Here is a 20940-nt window from a genome sequence, read left to right on the forward strand (position 1 = left end):
AAAACAGCGTCCTTTCTTCCAAAATAGGATATCAAAGTTGTAGTATACACCTTGTAAAGATATTATGACATATGAAAATAGCTGTTTTTTTCCAATAAATTCATTGGAAAAACATAATCTCTTATTATATGTCAATTGGTGAAAACCTTATATAACACCATTGTATAGTATAATTGAAATAACTTCCTGTTTTTCTAGCTAGTAATTTAGAAAAATTACTTTTGATATGTCTCATTTTGTAAATATATTAGAATGGCTTGAAATCGAGCAATTTACACCGATACTAAAGTCATAAATTCTAAATGAAAATGAATACAATCATTTTCCTATACATAAACGATGAAAGGGTGGTTCGATTGAATCGAAAATTGACAGCAGGGGTTATAACGGGTCTTTTATTGGCACCTACGGCTATAGCGAACGCACACGCACAGGACAACGAAGGACAGTCGCACATCTCAATACAATCAGAAAAGGTAGCTTATGCAAATGAGGTTGCAGCAACTATAGCAAGGGAACAACTTATTGCACAATTTGGCAAGCTATCAGAGAATTCATCAGATAATGAAATGGTTATTGCAGATGGTGATATAACGATTGTACAAAATTCAGCTGATTTTAATGCCGATGAAAAAGCTTTTATACAAGCGAAATATGACTATGTAGTTAAGCAACGACTACTGTTAAAGAAGCTTAAGGAAATTAGCGATAAGATGGGTACTATTTCATATACCAGCAAAACATTTATTAAAGATGTGAAAAATGTACAAAGCCAATATGAAACATTTTTAGGAGATGAATCAACAGCGACATCTTATCAATATGTGCAAGACCAATTCAACCAAGTTGTTCTTGCTGCACTTAATAATGGGGCGAAGGATATTGCCTCAACAGTTCGTGGCACAGTGTTGCAATATGGCTATGATGAAGCAGCACGCAATGTCTATTTTAAAGGCAAGGGAATGGATGTTGACAAGTTAAGTAAGCTGAAAGTGGACGTAGCAAAAGTAGAACCGGTCATTACAGAATTAGATCAGTTAGTTGAGTTATTGGAGAAATCTACGGATTATTCAGCTATTTCTCCTGGAATGAATAGTTTTACCACGAATTATAATGCGCTGACAGCAGAGCAAAAGAAAGTGGTCGAAGCTTATAATCCAAATGATGATAAAATCACACCTTTTAAGAAGTATAAGGATGCCTTGTCAGGTTTATCTGCTTTAGATAAAGTGACTTCCAGCATTGTACAGTTAAAAGGTAAGCAGCCTGCAGATTTCACTTCAGCCTCAAGCTTTATTAGTGCTGTGACGGCTGTTGAGAAAGCCTACAATAGTCTGGATGCAGCCTCCAAACAATTATTAAAAACGGAATATGAAAGTATTGCACAATATCTTAAAGCAGCAAATATTTCGAAAAGCATTTCAGGGTTGCGTGTATCCAAAGAAGATGTATATCGTACAACAGTCAAAGACATAAAAGCGGAATACGATCTCTTAACGGAAGGTAAAGGTTTTGTTAAAAACATAGGAGACCTAGATCTGGCGTTGGCAAATATTGCATATGCAGAGGATATTGAAGGAAAGATTAAAGCCATTAATGTTGTAGAAGAAGCTAATAAAGTAGCTGCTATTAAAGCTGCACGCGAAGCCTATAATAATCCTTCAGGCACAAATATCAATGCGTCCAATGTTAAGAAAATCGTCAATAATCTAGCAGAGCTCACAGCGTGGGAGAAAAATTTAGGTGCTGCCTTAAAGGTAGATAAGCTAATTGATAGCCTTGATCCAACTGCAAAAACCTTTGAAAGTAAGACGCTTTCAGCTTGGACTGCCTTTAACAAGCTAAGTGAAAATGATAAAAAGTTAGTGCAGGGAGCAACAAAGTTAATACTGTTTCAAACATACGCAGAAGCATCGAAAACGATTAATACATTAAAGCCGACAACTGACTACGGTACACAGCTTACCAAGTTGAAAGAGACAGTGGAGAAATTAGATACGACTTTGCAAGGGCATGAAACAGCTCTTACTAATTTGAAAACACAGCTGCAAAACAAAATAGATGCTTTAGTTAAAGAGGAAGAAGCGGTACAGGCTGTTACAACGGAAATTGATCTGTTAAATAGCAATATAGCTATTGAAAAAATATTGGATGCACGAGCTCACTATAATGCGTTATCATCAACAGCTAAAAAGCGTGTGACAAATATTAAAGTGTTAACAGATTTAGAGAAATCCTATAAATCGGTTGTGAATGTTATCTCTCAATTTGAAAAATTGGATCCTTCCTCTAAAAGCTATATTTCTAAAGCAAAATCAGCTTATACGGCTTATGCGAAGCTAGATGATAAAAATAAAATATTTGTCCAAAATTATAAAGATTTAAAAGATGTAATTCCTGCAATTGACGTAATGGTGCAAATTAGTGCATTAAGTCCTTCTAAAAAAACGTATAAAGATGATGTGGTAAAAGCAGATGAAGCGTTTAATAAATTGGGTGAATCTCTTAAGGCAAAGGTAGTAAATAGTGAGGACCTAACAAAAGCACAAGGCTATATCAATACGGCCAAAGCATTTGATGACCGTATTATAGCCTTAGCAAATGAAGGCCCTGACACATTTGTCAAAAAGGTAGCCGAGCTTACATTAGAATATAAAGCAATGGATAAGAACGCGCAGAAGCTAGTGGAGCAAGCCAAAATGTTAAGCTCCTATGAAAAGGCTAACAAGGCGGTAATCAAGGTTATCCAAATGATTGATGCTTTAAATCCAACAAATAAGGATTATACAAAAAAGGTTCTTGATGCACGTAAAGCATATAATGCACTTGATCAAGTCTCCCAAAAGCGAGTAACAAACTATGCTAATCTCACTGCTGTAGAGGATGTTGCTTCCTTAATTGGTCTCATTGCGTCGTTAAAACCAACAAGTAAAACTTTCTATCAAGATATGAAAACAGCGCGTGAGCTTTATGATGCCTTGCCAGCAGAGAAGCAGCAAGCGATCGTAAACTATGATGCACTGGTAGCAGCAGAAAATGAACAGGGATTAGCACAGAGTGTCGTCGAGCTAATTAAATTAACAGAAGTGCAAGATGCTGACTATTTAACGAAGCTGATGAATGCGCGTGTAGCATACGATAAGCTGTCATCTGACCAAAAGAAATTAGTGACGAATATTAAAGATTTAACAACACGTGAAAAAGCAGTGAAACCAATTTTAAGTGTGATGGTTCAAATTAATGAATTAGATCCAGAATCAACAAGCTTTGTTAGTAAGGTAAACTCAGCACGTAAAGCGTATGATAAACTATCGAAGGATCAAAAAAAATACATCGATAATATTAATATTCTCTTGAAATTTGAGCCTGTCTCGAGTGTGATGGAATTGATTAGTAAACTAAAATCTTCAAGTAACACATTCCTTCAAGATACATCGCGAGCACGCTCACTTTACGATGCACTACCTGGCGATATGAAGCAATATGTGACAAACTACTACTTATTGCAAGCAGCGGAGTCTAGTATTTTAGGGGCTGGTAATGTCATGCAAATGATTAATGACTTACCATCCGTTGATCCAAAGCAATATGTGAAACGTATCCAAGAAATCCGTGCTGCTTACAATGCTTTACCAAAGGATCAGCAACGAGCTGTTCAAAATTATAAAGTGCTACAAGATCAGGAAAAGCTAATAAAGCCTGTAATGAGTATTGTAGAAGATATAGACCGATTACTAACGGCAAAAGATATGAATAGCCAATACCAAAAGATTTTAAAAGCCTATGATAAGCTCAATGCTGATCAACGACGCTATGTTTATAACGACCAGCTATTGCTTTCACTAGATAATGTTATAAAGGTTTATAATAATATTGCTAAATTGAATCCAAAGGATAAATATTACTTTGGTATGGTGGAAGCGGCGCGTAAAGAGTATGATAGTTTGAATACGACAGATAAACAGCGTATCTCCAATTATTCTCTTTTACTCGAAGCAGAGAAAAGTTTAGCTGATGTGAAGAAAGTTGTGGAGATCATAGCGGGACTGTCTCCAAGCTCGTCCACATATATTGAAGATGTGGCGAATGCCGTTGCTGCCTATAAGACATTGGACTCTAAAATTAAAGGACAGGTCATTAATGAGGATGTCTTAAAGCAGGCTGAAAAAGATGTGGCTGCCGTTCTTAAAGTTGTTCAAGCGATCGGAAATATTGATCCAGACAGCTCATCATTTGAGAAAAAAGTGCTAGCAGCTCAAAAAGATTATAGTAATTTGTCGATTGAGCAACAAGGCTTAGTGTATAATTACCGCATTCTAGAAGACTATCTTAAAATGATTCAATAGTATGATGAAAAAGGAGTTTTCCCAATGAATAATACGGGAAAACTCCTTTTATAAGTAAGAAAAAATGGATCTTAATATTAATTTCCAAAAAAGTGAAACTATATCATTTGAAATTCGTATCTTATAGTATAAATGGTCGCTTTGATTGGGAGGTACTATTTAATACGTTTTTATTTTGCCAACGTGAGGAGGTCGCCCTGTTGAAAAAATTATTGAGTATAATGGTACTTTCAATAGCTGCAACCGTAGGAAGTTTAACTAGTTTTAGTCAAGCAGAAGCAGCATCTACTAAGGCAGTAGATGTGACAAATTCATACTGGGCAAATGCCTCAATTCAACATATGCTCACAAAACAATTTATGACTACATATAACGACAACACTTTTAAGCCAGAGCAAGCTATTACAAGGGCAGAGGCTGCTGCTGCCATTGCTCGTTCTCTTCAAACAAACCTGGACATTGAGAACCCTTTAAAATTCAAGGATGTTCCTACAACACATCCATATTATAAGGAAATTTGCCAGCTTGTTAAACTGGGAATCATTCAGAAGAGTGATGCCTTTCATCCAGAAGAGCCTTTAAAGCGTATGCAGGTGGCAAAAATGCTAGCTCTTGCGTATGAAATTAGGGTAGATAGCAAAAATAACAGTCAATTTGCGGATATTACACGTACGCATTGGGCAAAAGATTATATCGAATCCTTAGCAGATATCGGCATTATTGGTGGGGTGGATGCTAAACATTTTGCTCCTGACCAATTGGTAACACGTGCACAGTTTGCTGTATTTGTTGAGCGAAGCATGGCTTTTCAGCAAAAAATTAAGGCATTGGAAGTAGCCTATGACTATTTAGCAAAGGATTATATCCCAACTGTTAACCTTTCTTCTGAGTGGTCTAAAAAGGTAATTGAATTAATAAATGTTGAAAGACAGAAGAATAAGCTAGAACCTGTTGCTTATGATTCGGAGCTGACACAAATTGCCATTATCAAAGCACAGGACATGGTAAATCGCCATTATTTTGAACACGTTTCCCCATTTTATGGGGCACCTTGGGATTTAGCGACATTATTTGATTACAACTATACAAGTTTTGGAGAGAATATTGCTAGAAATATTAAAACACCTGAAATTGCTGTTAAGGCATGGATGGCTTCACCTAGCCATCGAGATAATATTTTAAAAGAGCACTATACGAATACAGGTGTTGGAATAGCACAGGATAGCAAAGGAAATTACTATTGGGTCCAAATGTTCTCTAGTCAATAAGTTGTTGTGTAACAAAGAATCGCTAATATTACAGAAATGTTACGAAAGTTCCAAATTACGATAAAAAAATCCCCTTTTTAACGCTGGAAATACCACCAAACGTTGGTATTACAGCGTTTTTTTGCTGTCTAAAACCGTTACACAATTGAAAAATAACATTCGCCTCTTTTGTGATAGTCTATGTATAGGCAAAAAAGTTTTGAGAGGGGTATAACAAAAGTATGAATAAGAAATGGTTATTACCGATTTTTGCATCATTTATGTTATTTTCAACTACTAATATTAATACTGCTGAAGCAGCGTCTAAAGCAGATTTAACTGATACAGCTTCTAAATATTTAGGTGTTCCATATAAATACGGCGGTACTACAACTAGCGGTTTTGATTGCTCTGGCTTTACTTCTAAAGTATTTTCAGACTTAGGTATTCAATTAAACCGTACGTCAGGGTCTCAATATCAACAAGGTACGGTAGTTGCCAAGAGTGATCTTCAAGTTGGCGATTTAGTATTTTTCAATACAAGTGGTAGTGGTATTTCACATGTGGGGATATACATAGGTGATGGTAAAATGATCCACTCTCAAACTGGTCAAGGTGTAAGCTACTCAAATGTTAATGACCCATATTATTGGGGCGATCGTTATGTAGGTGCTAAACGTGTGGCAACATTCGATGCTCAACAACAAGCTGAAGTAAAGCAAGCAGCTATTGACTTTTCCGTATATGCTTCTCGTGCAGAGGTAGCAGTACAAATTGCAAAAGCTTTAAACTTAGATACATCTGATACTACTACTAGTTTCGTAGATGTAAAACCTACATATGCTCATGCAGGTGCTATTGCAGCTGTAGCAAAATTAGGTATCTTTGAAGGCGATGCAAATGGTAAATTCAACCCGTCTTCACCAATTACGCGTGCACAAATTGCTAAAGTATTAGTGCTAGCATTTGGTCTTGAAAATAATGGTGGAAGTGTAGCATTTAGTGATGTGCCTCAAAAGAGCTGGGCTAATGAATATGTTTCTACTCTAGCGTCAAATGGCATTACAAATGGTGACGGAGACGGTAGCTTCGGTTCTGATGAATTACTAAAAATCGAACAATTAAAAGTTTTTATTGAAAGAATCCAACAATAAGTTCATAAAGTTAACACTTTAATGGTGTCATAGATTGCAAGAAATGATCTTTTGAATAGCGTATAATGGAAGAAGGGTTTGCAATAGCAGACTCTTCTATTTTTATGATAATTTTGTAGGAAAGGATGTGAATTGGAAAATTAAATTTTAACAGTTCTATTGTATGATGCTTTATTTAGCTAATTTTGTTAAAATGGACACGTTAAGAGAACAAGAAGGGAGGAAATAAGACATTGAACATCAAAAAAATTAGTCTTATCTTGTGCGTCTTATTCATTTCGGCTTCTATGTTTACGATACATAGTGCAAGTGTCAGTGCAGCTAACAATTCAAATATAACATTTGAAGATGTTACTAAAAATCACCCAGCCTATGAAGAAATCAATTATTTAGTAAATTTGGGGGTAATTCAAGGTTACTTTGTGAATGGTAAGAGAGTCTTTGGCCCAAATAATAGTGTAACAAGAGGACAAGCAGCTAAAATGGTTGTTGTTGCCTCTGGTAATAAACCATTAGTTGTAAATAAATCTAGCTTTTCAGATGTTACAGTTGGCACTGAAATGTCAGGTTATATAGAACGTGCTGTACAGCTAGGATTTTTCGACAAAAATATAAAAGGTCAATTCTTACCAAATAAGCCTCTAACTCGTGGAGAAATGAGTTATGTATTAACAAAGGCTTTTAATTTAGATACTAGTGAGTATGAGGGGATCGACTCTCCTTTTACTGATGTAGGAATCACACATGAATATGTGAAATACATCAATACCATCTATTATAATGGCATTACAAACGGAACAGGTAATACGTATTTACCTAATAGCACTGTAACACGTTCTCAATTCTCATTATTCGTTGCACGTGCAAACAGTGAAAAATATCGATTAGAGCTTCCAGTAAAAGGTGTACAAGTTCCAGATACATCACAAGTCATTGGCTTAGTGAAGGTCACTACAGATGGGTTAAACATCCGTAAGACAAAAGATTCTACTTCAAGCACGAACATTGTAGGCAAAGTCAATACAGGCGGTAAATTATCAGTCTACGCTGTTGAAAGTAATTGGCTAAAGGTTACTTATAAAGGCGCATATGCCTATATCTATAAGCAATATGCAGAATTTGTAGATGCAGATGGCAATGCGTTAGGAACAGTCGAAAAAGAAGTAACGACAAAAAATGCTGTCAATTTATATGTGAAGCCTACATCTTCAGCAAAAGTCATTTCATCGATTAAAGCGAACGAAAAACTTCCTGTTTACAAAACAATTGGTGGCTACTACTTAACACAAGTAAATGGTTTACCAGGTTATATTGTAGCGAATAGCACTACGGATATTGTGGAAGAAGAAAAGCCAAATCCAAACCCAAATCCAGATCCAACACCACCAGTTTCTGGTGATGTGCTAGGTAGAGTAACGGTTGCTAATTTAAATGTTCGCAGTCAAAGTAACTCTACATCAGCCGTGTTATTTAAGCTGAATAAAGGAGAGTATGTCCAAGTTAATAACATCAATGGTTACTGGGCAGAAATCACATATAATGGCCAATCAGGCTATGTCCACAAGTCTTATTTGAAGCTATTAAATCAAACAGCTAAACCTTTACAAAATCGTATTATCATCCTAGACCCAGGTCATGGTGGTAAAGATCCAGGTACAGTAAAGGGCTCTGCTTCTGAAAAGAACATTACATTAAAAGTCAGCACACAAGTGAAACAATTACTAGAGAATGCTGGTGCAAAAGTTTATATGACACGTACTGGTGATACGTATCCATCATTACAAGATCGCGTAGACTTTACTCAAGCAAACTATGGTGAAATTTTTGTAAGTGTCCATGTCAACTCTGCTGCTAATACGTCAGCATCTGGTACTGAAACATATTATGCAATATCTACAGGAGATATGTATCAGGAAGACGTTGATTTAGCGACATATGTTAATAATCAAATTGTTAACAATTTAAATATGAAAAATCGTGGTGTCAAGCAAGAGCAATACTACGTAATTCGTAATATGGTGATCCCGTCTATTCTAGTAGAACTTGGTTTCTTAACGAATGCAGAGGATAACAGTAAAATGACAAATGATCAATACGTTAAATTATTTGCAGAATCTATTTATAATGGTATTTTGCAATACTATAAAAAACAATAATTGATTAAGAGACGATTCCAAAGGTGTACTAGCCTTTGGGATCGTTTTCTTATTCTCTATATACCCACATAAGAGAAAGACAAACTAATTGATAGAAATGGCTATAAAATTTTCTCCAATCATATAAATAATGGGCTGATTTGATCGCTACGGCTAGCTAGTATGAAAGATAAGGAAAAGACACTTTTTTACATGTGATTGGAGTGGAGCCAGCGTCACTCCTAGGGGATTGAGCGTCATAGATTTAGACCCTGGAGCGAACGTAAGTGAGTGAAGCGGCTCATCGGACGTCCCTGGAAAGGATGCTGGCCGAACGTAAATCAACCTCCTGCCTTATGAAAAGGCCTTTTTTGCAGAGATTTTATCTTTTTTCAACAACAGTAAATGGCTGTCTCATTTATAAGAGACAGCCATTTACGTTATTTTACGGTATTGATGAATTTAATATAATCCTTACTTATATATCCAGGTTCAGTGTATAGTTTATCTGAAACAATTTGATACCAACCATTTGAGCTTGTATCTGTAACGATGACAGGCATATTACTTTTACTAAATGTGAAGAGTGGACTTTGACTTGTTGATGCATCTGCACGAACATTTAGTCCAGCAGTTGTTGTGAGAGCGATTTTATAAGGATTATTTGCATCTTTAAAGCCTAAAGCTTTTTCTGCACGATAGTAATGTCCTGCAATTTTTGCGCCCCAGAATGGATCTGAAGCGTATTTTACGTTGAAGCCGATAGCCTTAGAACCGACAACTGCGCCATTCGTATAACGTCCACCTGGCGTAATATAATTTGGCTGAAGGAATTTTTCAACTAGCTCATTAATATTGGCTTCCACGCTCTCAAACTTCTTGTTTAGTGGATTTGTATCATAGACATATAAACCAAATAGATTGTTTAGATTTTGAGCGTGATCACTCATACCATAGGCACTCTCATGCTGTGCTAGGGATAAAATAAGCATAGCATTGATATGAGAATTTGCTTCCACTTCTTTTAATACAGAGCCTAAACCAAGTAGTTTACTTTTAGTTGTGGCATTTTTATAAATCGAAGCACCTGAGCTTTCAACCTCTGCTAATTTTCCCACAATATATTGATCTAGCTCATCTGCTGTATATTGAGTTGTTGCACGAGCTGGTAAGAATTGATAGTAGTTATAGGCTTCTCCCTTTGAAGAGCCATCAGCATTGGTAAAGTTGATGCCATCCCAGCTAAAGTATTTCTCACCCTGCTTCATAAAGCTAGGTGCCTTGCCATACACGTAACTAGCAGAATATTTATTAGTTTTATAATCATATAAGGTATGTTTTATTTCACCGTACTCATTTGTGTAGTAAGAACGGCCTTTCACTAAAGCAGAAGGAATTAAGGTAACGTCAGCCTGCTTTAAATAGCCAGTATGACCAGCTAAGCGTACTTTTACTTGTGTGGCATCACTACCTAGATACTCCATTTCTGTATTACCAGCAACTGCGATTTGATCCTTAATCGTTTCAGAATTTAGAGCAACATAATTATTCGTTACAACATAACCTGAAGTCATTTTAATAATTTTATCATTTTGAGTAACCACTAAGGAACTAGTCGTCATCGCCTTTTCAGCTGCTTCAAAGCTAGTAAAGGTTTGTTTGTCTACCAAGTTACCATTGGAAACTTCTTTGACGATATATGCGGTAGTATTACCGTTATTACCAGTATTATTGTTGTTCCCATTATTATTAGTATTACCGTTATTTTCGGAGTTACCATTGTTTTCATTTTTACCAGCGTCAAGCTGATCAGCAAGAAGTATTAATCGTAGAATAAATGTCGATGCCTCACCAATTGTGGCATTGTCTCTTGGTAAAAACATGCCATTGGAGCTTCCTTTAATAAGTCCTAATTGTGCACCGATTGCAACATCCTCACGGAAATCTTTAAAAATAGTTGTATTGTCTTTGAAGGTAATAGAAGAAGTACCTTTTGGTATTTTTAAATAATCAACTGCTCTGATTAGCATCACTGCCATATGCTCTCTTGAAATACGGTCATCTGGCTTAAATGAGCCATCCGTATAACCAGTAATAATTCCAGCAGTTGCGGCAAGCTTAATTTCATTTGCAAATAAATATGTGTCTGACACATCTGTAAACGTTATCTCGTTCTTTGTGTCCAAATTTAATGCTTTTGCTATGTATGTGGCGAATTCACCGCGTGTAACCGTAGCATTTGGACGATAGCTTCCATTTGCATCCTTTAGTAATGCATCTTTCTGAATTAAATAGCGTAGACCACTTTCATGCATATGTCCTGATAGCTCGTCTGCATAGACAGATTGAGGCTGCCAAATGACTAGACTAACAAGCATCATAAGCAACATAAAAATTGATAGTTTTTTCATAGTTTTACCCTCCTAAACTGATATCATTTTAACAAAGTTACACAATCAAGATAAGGGTCAAATGTTAGAAATGCCATAAAATATACCAGCGTTTTATAGGCAATAAGTATGCTTTTATAATTTGGTGTGAAAGTTAGTTTTAAATAGGGCAAGGAAAGTGAACCGAAATTCACATGAGTTTCTTCTATTATATATGTCATTTGTGTTATCCAAAAAAATAATGCCGTACATTGCTTACTAAGAAACAATGTACGGCATTTTATTGAAGTAATAATTAAAGCATTTCTGAAGTTGTTTTTGCTTGCATATGCAGCTGTAGGTAGTCTGGGCCACCTGCTTTTGAATCTGTACCTGACATGTTGAAGCCACCAAATGGTTGGTAACCTACGATTGCACCTGTACAGCCACGGTTGAAGTAAAGGTTTCCTACATGGAATTCTTCACGTGCTTTTTCTAGGTTCATACGATTTGTTGTGATAACAGCGCCTGTTAAACCGTATTCTGTATCGTTTGCAATTTCAATCGCATGGTCGAAATCTTTTGCTTTTGCAATGGCTACCACTGGTCCGAAGATTTCTTCCTTCATAATACGAGCAGAAGGATCTACGTCCGCGAATACAGTTGGTTGTACGAAGTAGCCGACTGAATCGTCTGCTGTACCACCAGCTACTAAACGGCCTTCGCCTTTACCGATTTCGATGTACTCTGTAATTTTATTGAATGCTGCTTGGTCAATTACTGTTGCCATGAAGTTGCTGTAATCAGTTGGGTCACCCACTGTTAAAGCGTTTGTTAACTCTTCCACGCGATTTACCACTTGCTCATACACATCTTCTACGATGACAGCACGAGAACATGCTGAACATTTTTGACCTGAGAAACCAAATGCTGATTTCACGATCGATTGTGCAGCTAATTCTAAATCTGCTTCTTTATCCACTACGATTGTATCTTTACCGCCCATTTCAGCGATGACACGTTTAATCCAAATTTGGCCTTCGTTTAATACAGATGCACGTTGGTTGATACGTAAGCCAACATCACGTGAACCTGTGAAGCTGATGAAGCGTGTTTTTGGATGATCCACTAAGTAGTCACCTACTTCAGCACCAGAACCTGGTACGAAGTTCACCGCACCTGCTGGAAGACCAGCTTCTTCTAATACTTCAATAAATTTATAGGCTACAACTGGCGTTGTGGAAGCTGGTTTTAATAACACTGTATTCCCTGTTACTAAAGCAGCTACTGTTGTACCAGCCATGATTGCAAATGGGAAGTTCCAAGGAGAAATGACAATACCGATTCCTAGTGGAATGTAGTCATAACGGTTGTATTCACCTGGACGGCTTTCAACTGGCTGACCGTCTTTAATGCGTAGCATTTGGCGACCATAGTATTCCATGAAGTCGATTGCTTCCGCTGTATCTGCATCAGCCTCTGCCCATGGTTTCCCAGCTTCTTTTGTTAATAGAGCTGAGAATTCATGTTTACGACGACGAACGATTGCTGCCGCTTTGAAGAGAACGTCCGCACGAATGGCTGGATCAACTTTTTTCCATGTTTTGAATGTTTCATCTGCCGCTTGCATCGCTTTTTCAGCTAAATCTTTGCTTGCTTTCGAAACGCGACCAATGACTTCTGTTTTCTTTGCAGGATTGTACGAAACGATTTTATCTTCTGTTGTAATGCGCTCACCACCAATAATTAGTGGGTAGTCTTGACCTAAGTAACCTTCAACTTTATTTAAAGCCTCTACATAAGCATTGTAGTTTGCCTCTTGTGAAAAATCTGTGAATGGTTCGTGTTTGTATGGAATCATGTCAGTTTCCTCCCAGGTATAAGTAGTGCCAAATGATTATGCACCTATTAAGATTGTGTTAATTATATAATGCAATATAATTTGGCATTAATCAACTTAAATTTTAAAACTTTTTTAATTTTTGCATCTGCTTTTCATATTGGTGTTAGAATAAGCTTAATGGAATACAGGAGGACAAAATGGATAACAATGTACTACTAAGTATTTATAAATACGTCATTGAAAAAGGCGATATGGGAATTTGTGTGGTAGACACAGAGGGCAAATTGCTTATATACAATAAAAAAATGAGAGAATTAGAAGGCGTTAATGAGGATGAATTTGAGGAGAGGCGAGCCTTAGAGATTATTGATTTTGAAATTGAAAAAAGCGATATTTATAAGGTCCTCAGCTCTGAAACGCCAGTGCACAATATAAAAAAAACGTATTGGAATAAAAAAAATCAAGAAGTGACCTACATAAGCAATATTTATCCGTTGCACTATGAAGGCTCTTTAATAGGCGCTGTGGAATTTGCCCGAGATATTACACAGCTTGAATACATGATGTATCAGCCATTGAGAAGGTATGGCGCTCCATTGACATTTGACATCATCACGGCTGTATCACCAGTCATGAAGGATGTCATTGAAAAAGCAAAAATTGTGGCGCTAAGTAGAATGCCTGTTGTGTTAATAGGGGAATCAGGTACTGGGATTGACATGGTTGCAGAGGGAATACATCATGATCTAAAGGTGCAAAATGATATGTTTATTGCTTTAATTTGCCGTCGAGATGAGAAAACGGTATTAAAGCAATTTGAAAAATATATTGTGGAAAAGGAGAAAATAACCTTCTTTGCTGAGCGCATTGAATATTTATCTCTAGAAGCACAAGAAAAGATTGTTGAACTTTTTAATAATCATCCTAATCATCAGCATGTCTTAATTGCTAGTGTTGGCAAAGATCCCATTGATTTGATTCAAAAGCACGAGCTATCCAAAAAACTTTACAGACTTTTTTCAGGTATTACGATTTATGTACCTCCTTTACGAGAAAGAAAAGAAGATATTATGCCTTTTATCGATGATTATTTCAAAAGACATCGTGATAGCTTTGGCTCATCTATTCATGGACTTTCAGAAGAAGTGCGAGATATCTTTTTAAAATATGATTGGCCAGGAAATTTAAAGGAATTAGAAGTTCTGCTGGATGAAATAACCTCATTGATCACCAATGAGACGATAGTTGAATCACATATGCTGCCAGTGCATTTCAAATGGAAAATCCAAAGCTCTTGTGAGGAGACGGAAAAAGAGGTTTCTACGAGCGACTTGTTTGTCATTAAAAATCAACAGGATATTCGACCATTAGATGTCTATATGAAAGAGGTAGAGGAGTACTATATTTCAAAGGCATTGGATTTTCATCAAGGAAATATCTCCAAAACAGCCGCTGCCTTGGGGATTCGTCGACAAAGTTTACAGTATCGAGTTAAAAACTATAAGCTTAATAAAAAAAGCGAAAACATTGATTAACCATGTTTTCGCTTTTTTGGATAGGTTCCCGAAAGTGAAGGATAGAATGATCTAACTGAAGGATAAAAACACGAAACTGATGGATAGCTTCAAGCTTGTATAATTATTTTCCTTTTTTCGAAAGGCGACCAAGCGCAAATGCTGCTGCTCCTAAACCAATTGCCATGTTCGTTTTTTTGTTAAACACTTGTTTTGTCACAAGTGCTACATTTTGTGGACGCTCAGCTAAACGACGCATAAAGTAACCGTACCAATCATTACCGAATGGTAGATATGTGCAGAAATTATACCCTTCACGAGCAAGGTCTAGCTGCATTTCTTTACGGAAACCATATAACATTTGGAATTCAAATTTTTCATTTGGAATATTGTGTTGTTTCACAAATTGTTTTACATGGTTGATCACATTATGGTCGTGCGTCGCAATCGAAGTAAATTTACCATGTAGCAAATGATATTCAATTAGTTTTAAGTAATTATGGTCGATATCAGCTTTAGATTGATAAGCCACATTTTCAGGTTCTTTATAAGCACCCTTTACAATACGTAAGCGGAAGTTTTTATATTTCTCAATATTTTCCTCTGATTCGAAGAAGTAAGCTTGAATGACTGTCCCTACGTTATCATACTCTTTGTGTAATTCCTCTAATAATTCAAAAGAGCTATGTAAACGCTCGTAGTTTTCCATATCGAAATTCACGAAAATATTATATTGGTGTGCAAGAGCTACGATTTCTTCTAAGTTTTCATAACAAAATGCGTAATCAATATCTAAACCTAATTGTGAAGGTTTAAGAGAGATGTGTGCATCAAGCTGTTCATCATGAATAGCTTGTACAACAGCTAAAATATTATTTTTGGCAGCAATTGCCTCTGATTTTTCGTAGACGAACTCGCCTAGATTATCGACTGTACAAGAAATATTGGCCTTGTTTAATTCCTTAATCGATTGCACAACTTCTGGTAAACTTGTGCCAGCAACAACACTTTGCGCACCCATTTTTAAACCATATTTTTGTGCAGCGCTGTTTAATAATTTGTTCTCGGATAAGTAAATGAAAAAGTCACGTAATACCATTATATGCCTCCAAAAATGAAAATTTTAAATTCTTGGCGATTATAACACTTTTTTTGAAAAGTAAAATGGTTTGATTTTCAGAAAAAATATTTTTTAAAGCACGTTAGTGAGATAAAACTATTGCAGTCACTGACTTTTTCATGGAAAAAATTTAAATTAAAAATTTTTTTCAAAAAAAAAGGACTTTTCAAAATAAAAGATTTGCTTTATGTTAATTAGTATATGTCTTAATTTGCGCATAGGCATAATGATTAGGACTTAAAATATATAATTATTATTTTAATATAATTTATTAGTGGGTATTCTTTGAAGTGATTCTTAGATATCCACTTTTTCATTTTTCAGTTTAAATATCATATTAATAGTAGTTTATAGTAAAAAAAAACAGGGTGTATTATAATAAAATTGTATATAATCAAGATAAAATTATGTACGTTTTGTGAATTTGTAGTTACTTTTGATTTAGAATAGTGTGTCTATATAAGCAAGGCAAAAGGGAATATGACTACTCTAAACTAAGATAAGGTGGAAAGTATGGCAAGAGGCAGAAAATTTAATTCAAATGGCGAACAAAGTAAACAACTATTACTTGAAAAAGCGATAGAGCTATTTTCTGATAAAGGTTATCATCACACAAAAATTAGTGACATTGTAAAGGCTGCCAATGTAACTCAGCCTACTTTTTATCTCTATTTTAAAAGCAAGGATGCCCTTTATAACGATTTGAATGCGCAATTTCAAAGCGGATTCTTGGCAGTAATGAATAGTAAGTCAACTGACATTATTGAATATGGATTACAGGGTTTTATCACGCTATTAGAGCAAAAGTTATTGAACTTGTTCGTATACATAATTGAAAATCCTGAATTAACAAAAATAGGTTTTATTGAATCCAAGCAAGCACAATTGGTGAAAAACCAAATGACACAGCAATTGATCCACCTTATTTATCTGCATGATTGTGACAAAGATCTACAAATGTATAGTGTGGATATAAAAATCATGATAGATAGTTTAGTAGGCTCAATAGAAAGACTCATCATTACGAATTTATTAGAAGAAAAAAGGTTACCTGCACAACTTGCAAATGATATTGTACAATTATATTTTTGGAAAACCAAAGAAGTGATATAAAAAACTGTCATCGATACTTATTATCGATGACAGTTTTTTTAATTGCTTATTTTTATATGCTGATAGTAGCCTTTTTGATCTTTGCTCTTTGGGTGAATAAGTAGCATATATTCTTGATTCGGTGATAAAGCACTCTTAGGTGTAACAGTTATTGAACGACCTTCAATTTTAACTGCTACGGGTATTTCCTTAGCTCCTAAAGCAGCCAGTTGAATGTTGCTCTTAGCGATTTGTGAAGTAAGCCCTGTAGGAATTTTCACTGTAAATTTGTGTGTATCTGCTATATTTTTTACCGTGGAAAGTTGTTTATATTTAGGATATTTCTCCTTCAATGCATCATAATGTGCCTGGAAAATAGGTGCTGTTGTAGTTTGAACATTTGGCTTAACGCCGACTTCATGAATAGTATGACCCGCAGGACCCGTAAATTTACCAACTGTAAGCTTTAAATAGCTTCCATCCTGTAATGTGTAAAAGCCTTGCATAGCACCTTTCCCATAGGTTGTTTCTCCGTATAAAATAGCAGCCTTCTGGTCTTTCAGTGATGCGGAAAGCATTTCAGAAGCGCTGGCACTATAGCGGTTTATAAGAATACGGGTATCTTTAGGAAACTTTGTGTCTTGTTGAACTGCTGGGATGGTATAAGAGTTATGTGCTTCTTCTAATAAATACGCAACTTTAGCAGATTGGAATAATCCTGTTAGTTCTTCAGCTGTTGTCACATAACCTCCACCATTATTTTGTAAATCTAAGATGAACGATGTTGCACCACGTTTTTTTAAGTCTATCAGCGCATTTTTAACAAGCTGTGCACCATCCTCTGAAAAGGAAGCCAACGAAATATAGCCCACATTTCCAAATAGTAGGTCAGTTTGTACATTCGGTAATGTGAATTTCTTACGTGTAATAGTTTTGGTAGTTTTTGAACCGTCACTATTCTTTAATGTAACTTCCACCTTAGTTCCTTCATTACCAATTAAAAGGGAAGAGGCCTCTTGTGTAGAACGCCCGATAATGGATTCACCGTTAACGCCAATAATGATATCTCCAGCCTGAACACCAGCCTCAAATGCGCCACTGCCTTCGATTACTTGTAAAATATGAATTCCATCTTCGTGTTCTTCAATCACCACACCTATACCTATAGTAGATAGGTTGATGCTATTCATATAATTTTCAAATTCTTGCTTAGTGAAGTAGGTTGAGTAAGGATCAAGCATACTCATGATTTCTGAGATGGATGTAGCCTTCTCTAAGTTTCCATTAATTGTTCCAACGTAAGTATCTTTCACAATCTCCTTAATTTCCTTGATAAGCTGTGGATCATTTTCAGCAGCGTGAGTAGTTGTAAAAGGGAGAAGGAAGAAGCCTAGAACAAATACGAATGACCATAGTAACTTTTTCATTGGACACCTCTTTTCTAGAACTCAAAATAGAATGTATCATTATTAGGTATTAAATGGATGGTTACATTATGCAATTGAGTATCTGATTTTTATTATACATGAAGCCATCGCTATAGTGGTGGACTTATATGAGATAGAAAAAAAATCTACTTGTCGCTATGGGCAAGTAGATTCTTGTAAATTATTTTTTTATCAATTTATGAATAATAAAACCAATTGATGCACCAACAATAGCTGGTAAAAGCCAGCCTAAATTTTGTTCATACATTGGCAATGCTTTTAGAATAGTTTCATAAGGTTTAATTTCAACTTTCATTTGTTTTAAGCCATCATATAGACTGACAAGGAAAGTTGGAACGAGCGCTAAAATATAAACAATTTGTCCACCTTTAAAGAAATGATCTGCTAGTGACAAGACCATCAATACCATAGCTAAAGGATAAATGATTAATAAAACAGGTAGTGATGCACTAATTATTGTAGAAAGTCCCACATTTGTAATAGCTGTACTAAAAATAGTAAAGACAACTAAAAACGTTTTATATGAAATTTGAGGGAATAGCTTATGGAAAAATTGTGCATTTGCAGTTAATAAACCAACAGCTGTGGATATACAAGCCAGTAAAATAGTCGCAGACAAAATAATACTTCCAAGGTTTCCAAAGAGCACCTCAGCTGATTTTGCAATAATATTTCCGCCATTATCAGAAATACCGATTGCATTGATACTTGTATTACCAATATGCCCTAGAGAGATATAGACAAAGGATAAACCTATTGCAGCAACGACCCCCGCAAAAATCGTTGTTTTTACTTGTTTTCTCGTATCTTTCATACCCATATCACGCAAGGCCTGTAAAATGACGATACCAAAAACAAGAGCACTTAGAACATCCATCGTTAAGTAACCTTGTACAAAGCCTTCAGCTAAAGGTGACACCTTATAGTTTCCTACGGCTTCTCCTGGTTCACCCATAGGAGAGATGAAACTTTTAACAGCAAGCAATAAAATAACGAAAAGCAGGGCAGGTGTTAAAATTTTACCTACTCGATCAACGAGCTTCGAAGGATTAATAGATAAATATAGAATTAACGTGAAAAACACAATAGATGTGATAAAAAGTGGCGCCCAATGATCTCTCATACCTTCAGAAAGAAATGGCGCAATGCCTATTTCAAAGGACACAGACCCAGTACGTGGTACAGCAAAGAACGGTCCAATTGCTAAGTAGACGATGGAGGTGAAAATCACCCCAAAAGCAGGACTAACACGGTTAGCAAGCAGTTGTAAATCGCCTCCTGCTTTGGCAACAGCAACAATCGCTAACAATGGTAGACCAACACCTGTTATAAGGAAACCAATCATGGCTACAGTGACGTTTTCACCTGCTTGTTGGCCCAATAATGGTGGGAAAATAATATTACCAGCACCCAAGAACAAGGCAAATAGTAGTAATCCTACTGCTAAATTTCCTTTGATGAAATGCAAGATGTTTTTCATAAGTATATTAACTCCTTTAAGATTGAAAAGCTAAAACTTTCTAAAAATTTTAAATACAGAAGTGTATGTTATCATAGGAACACTAATCTTGCAATGAAAACAATATTTCAATATAGTCGGATTTCGTCGTATTCTATAAGTTTCCTATAATGTTTGAAAAATAGTCAGTTTTTCCGATTTTTCATGCAATAGTTATCTAGTATGATAGACACACAAGGGAATATTCTAGCACGAACGGAGGCACTTTGGTATGCAAAAGACAAAAAAATGGAGAATTCTTGTTCTAAGTACTTTAGCAACTTCATTTTTAGCATTACAAACAGCAGAAGCAGCAACATATACTGTACAAAAAGGAGATACTTTAACGAAAATCGCCCAAAATCATCAAGTCACGATTGGGGATATTATGAAGTGGAATAATCTATCGAAAGATACGATTTATGTAGCTCAAAAGCTTGAGATTCCAAAACAATCAACGAATGAGGGAGTAAAGCCCGCCACTCCATCAACATCTGGAAAACCAGCAACTAGTTCTCATACAGTAGCAAAGGGTGACACATTATCAAAAATTGCAAAGCTATATAATGTGACAATTAAGGATATAATGGATTGGAATAAGCTTGAAAAGGACACAATTTTTGTTGGACAAGTACTGAAGCTTTCTTCAGCTGCAGTGATACCCGATGGTGATTCTATACATAATAATGTGACTTCAGGAACGGGCACTCCATCAAAAGTAACAGCGAAAGATCCTACAGCTAATGGACAAGCAATTTATAACAAAACAGTTGAAGTTGCCAATACATTGGTTGGTACACCCTATCTATATGGTGGAAATACACCTGTAGGGCTTGATTGCAGTGGCTTTATTTTTTATGCCTTCAATCAAGGTGGTTTAAAAATAGGAAGAGCAAGCAGTGAGGGCTATTTTTACGGTAATACTACTCATGTAGAAAATCCAGTACCTGGCGATTTAGTGTTCTTTGAGAATACGTATAAAGAAGGTATTTCTCATATGGGAATTTATCTCGGTGATAATAAATTCATTCATGCGGGTACAGATGGTGTAGAAGTTTCGGATGTTACGTACTCTTACTGGTCTTCTAAATTAGTAGCCTACAAACGTTTTGATAGTGTGAAATAAAAAGTAGCGATTTTTGTCTGGGCAAAAATCGCTTTTAACAAAACCCCC

Annotated in this window: 12 protein-coding genes; 7 read left to right on the plus strand and 5 right to left on the minus strand. The window is 35.9% G+C overall.

Annotated elements, in window-relative coordinates; translation table 11 throughout:
- Positions 1–356: 356 nt before the first annotated feature.
- The 4 genes from NP781_RS00360 to NP781_RS00375 all read left to right on the plus strand — a co-directional run bounded on the left by NP781_RS00360 (position 357) and on the right by NP781_RS00375 (position 8903).
- Positions 357–4346, plus strand: a complete 3990-nt coding sequence (locus tag NP781_RS00360; protein WP_373880534.1) for a rhoptry family protein — start codon at positions 357–359, stop codon at positions 4344–4346.
- Positions 4347–4546: 200 nt separating this feature from the next.
- Entirely contained in the window at positions 4547–5614 is a 1068-nt protein-coding gene (locus tag NP781_RS00365) for a CAP and S-layer homology domain-containing protein (RefSeq protein WP_257521151.1), read from the plus strand.
- Between the two features lie 221 nt (positions 5615–5835).
- On the plus strand, positions 5836–6747 hold the full coding sequence (locus tag NP781_RS00370) for a C40 family peptidase (RefSeq protein WP_257521152.1): 912 nt from the start codon (positions 5836–5838) through the stop codon (positions 6745–6747).
- 233 nt (positions 6748–6980) lie between these two features.
- Positions 6981–8903 (plus strand): N-acetylmuramoyl-L-alanine amidase, encoded by a 1923-nt coding sequence (locus NP781_RS00375; protein WP_257521153.1) that lies wholly within the window; start codon positions 6981–6983, stop codon positions 8901–8903.
- Positions 8904–9322: 419 nt separating this feature from the next.
- On the opposite strand, the gene NP781_RS00380 is transcribed toward NP781_RS00375, so the two are convergent.
- Positions 9323–11293 carry an S-layer homology domain-containing protein gene (locus NP781_RS00380; RefSeq protein WP_257521154.1) on the minus strand — a complete coding sequence of 657 codons (1971 nt, stop codon included), beginning with the start codon at positions 11291–11293 and terminating at the stop codon, positions 9323–9325.
- A 274-nt stretch (positions 11294–11567) separates the two neighbouring features.
- Positions 11568–13112: an L-glutamate gamma-semialdehyde dehydrogenase gene (gene pruA, locus NP781_RS00385; protein ID WP_257521155.1), complete on the minus strand. Its 1545-nt coding sequence runs from the start codon at positions 13110–13112 to the stop codon at positions 11568–11570.
- A 179-nt stretch (positions 13113–13291) separates the two neighbouring features.
- Here pruA and NP781_RS00390 point away from each other — a divergent pair, with 179 nt between their 5' ends.
- Positions 13292–14629, plus strand: a complete 1338-nt coding sequence (locus NP781_RS00390) for an AAA-type ATPase lid domain-containing protein (protein WP_221679417.1) — start codon at positions 13292–13294, stop codon at positions 14627–14629.
- 103 nt (positions 14630–14732) lie between these two features.
- Here NP781_RS00390 and NP781_RS00395 read toward each other — a convergent pair whose 3' ends face one another.
- A complete protein-coding gene (locus tag NP781_RS00395) occupies positions 14733–15707 on the minus strand; it encodes a proline dehydrogenase family protein (RefSeq protein ID WP_221679418.1) in 975 nt (324 codons plus the stop codon).
- A 534-nt stretch (positions 15708–16241) separates the two neighbouring features.
- On the opposite strand from NP781_RS00395, the gene NP781_RS00400 reads away from it, so the two are divergent.
- Complete coding sequence (locus tag NP781_RS00400; protein WP_257521156.1) at positions 16242–16841, plus strand: TetR/AcrR family transcriptional regulator; 600 nt, start codon at positions 16242–16244, stop codon at positions 16839–16841.
- A gap of 38 nt (positions 16842–16879) precedes the next feature.
- Here NP781_RS00400 and NP781_RS00405 read toward each other — a convergent pair whose 3' ends face one another.
- Together NP781_RS00405 and brnQ are read right to left on the minus strand one after the other, a co-directional pair.
- Positions 16880–18247, minus strand: coding sequence for a S41 family peptidase (locus NP781_RS00405; RefSeq protein WP_257521157.1), 1368 nt, complete (start codon positions 18245–18247; stop codon positions 16880–16882).
- A 181-nt stretch (positions 18248–18428) separates the two neighbouring features.
- Positions 18429–19748 (minus strand): branched-chain amino acid transport system II carrier protein, encoded by a 1320-nt coding sequence (gene brnQ, locus NP781_RS00410; protein ID WP_257521158.1) that lies wholly within the window; start codon positions 19746–19748, stop codon positions 18429–18431.
- A gap of 250 nt (positions 19749–19998) precedes the next feature.
- Between brnQ and NP781_RS00415 the strand changes: the two genes are divergently transcribed.
- Positions 19999–20892, plus strand: coding sequence for a C40 family peptidase (locus NP781_RS00415; protein WP_257521159.1), 894 nt, complete (start codon positions 19999–20001; stop codon positions 20890–20892).
- The last annotated feature ends 48 nt before the right edge of the window (positions 20893–20940 follow it).

Origin of the sequence: Lysinibacillus sp. FN11, from assembly GCF_024628845.1 — a bacterium.
Lineage (GTDB): Bacteria > Bacillota > Bacilli > Bacillales_A > Planococcaceae > Lysinibacillus > Lysinibacillus capsici.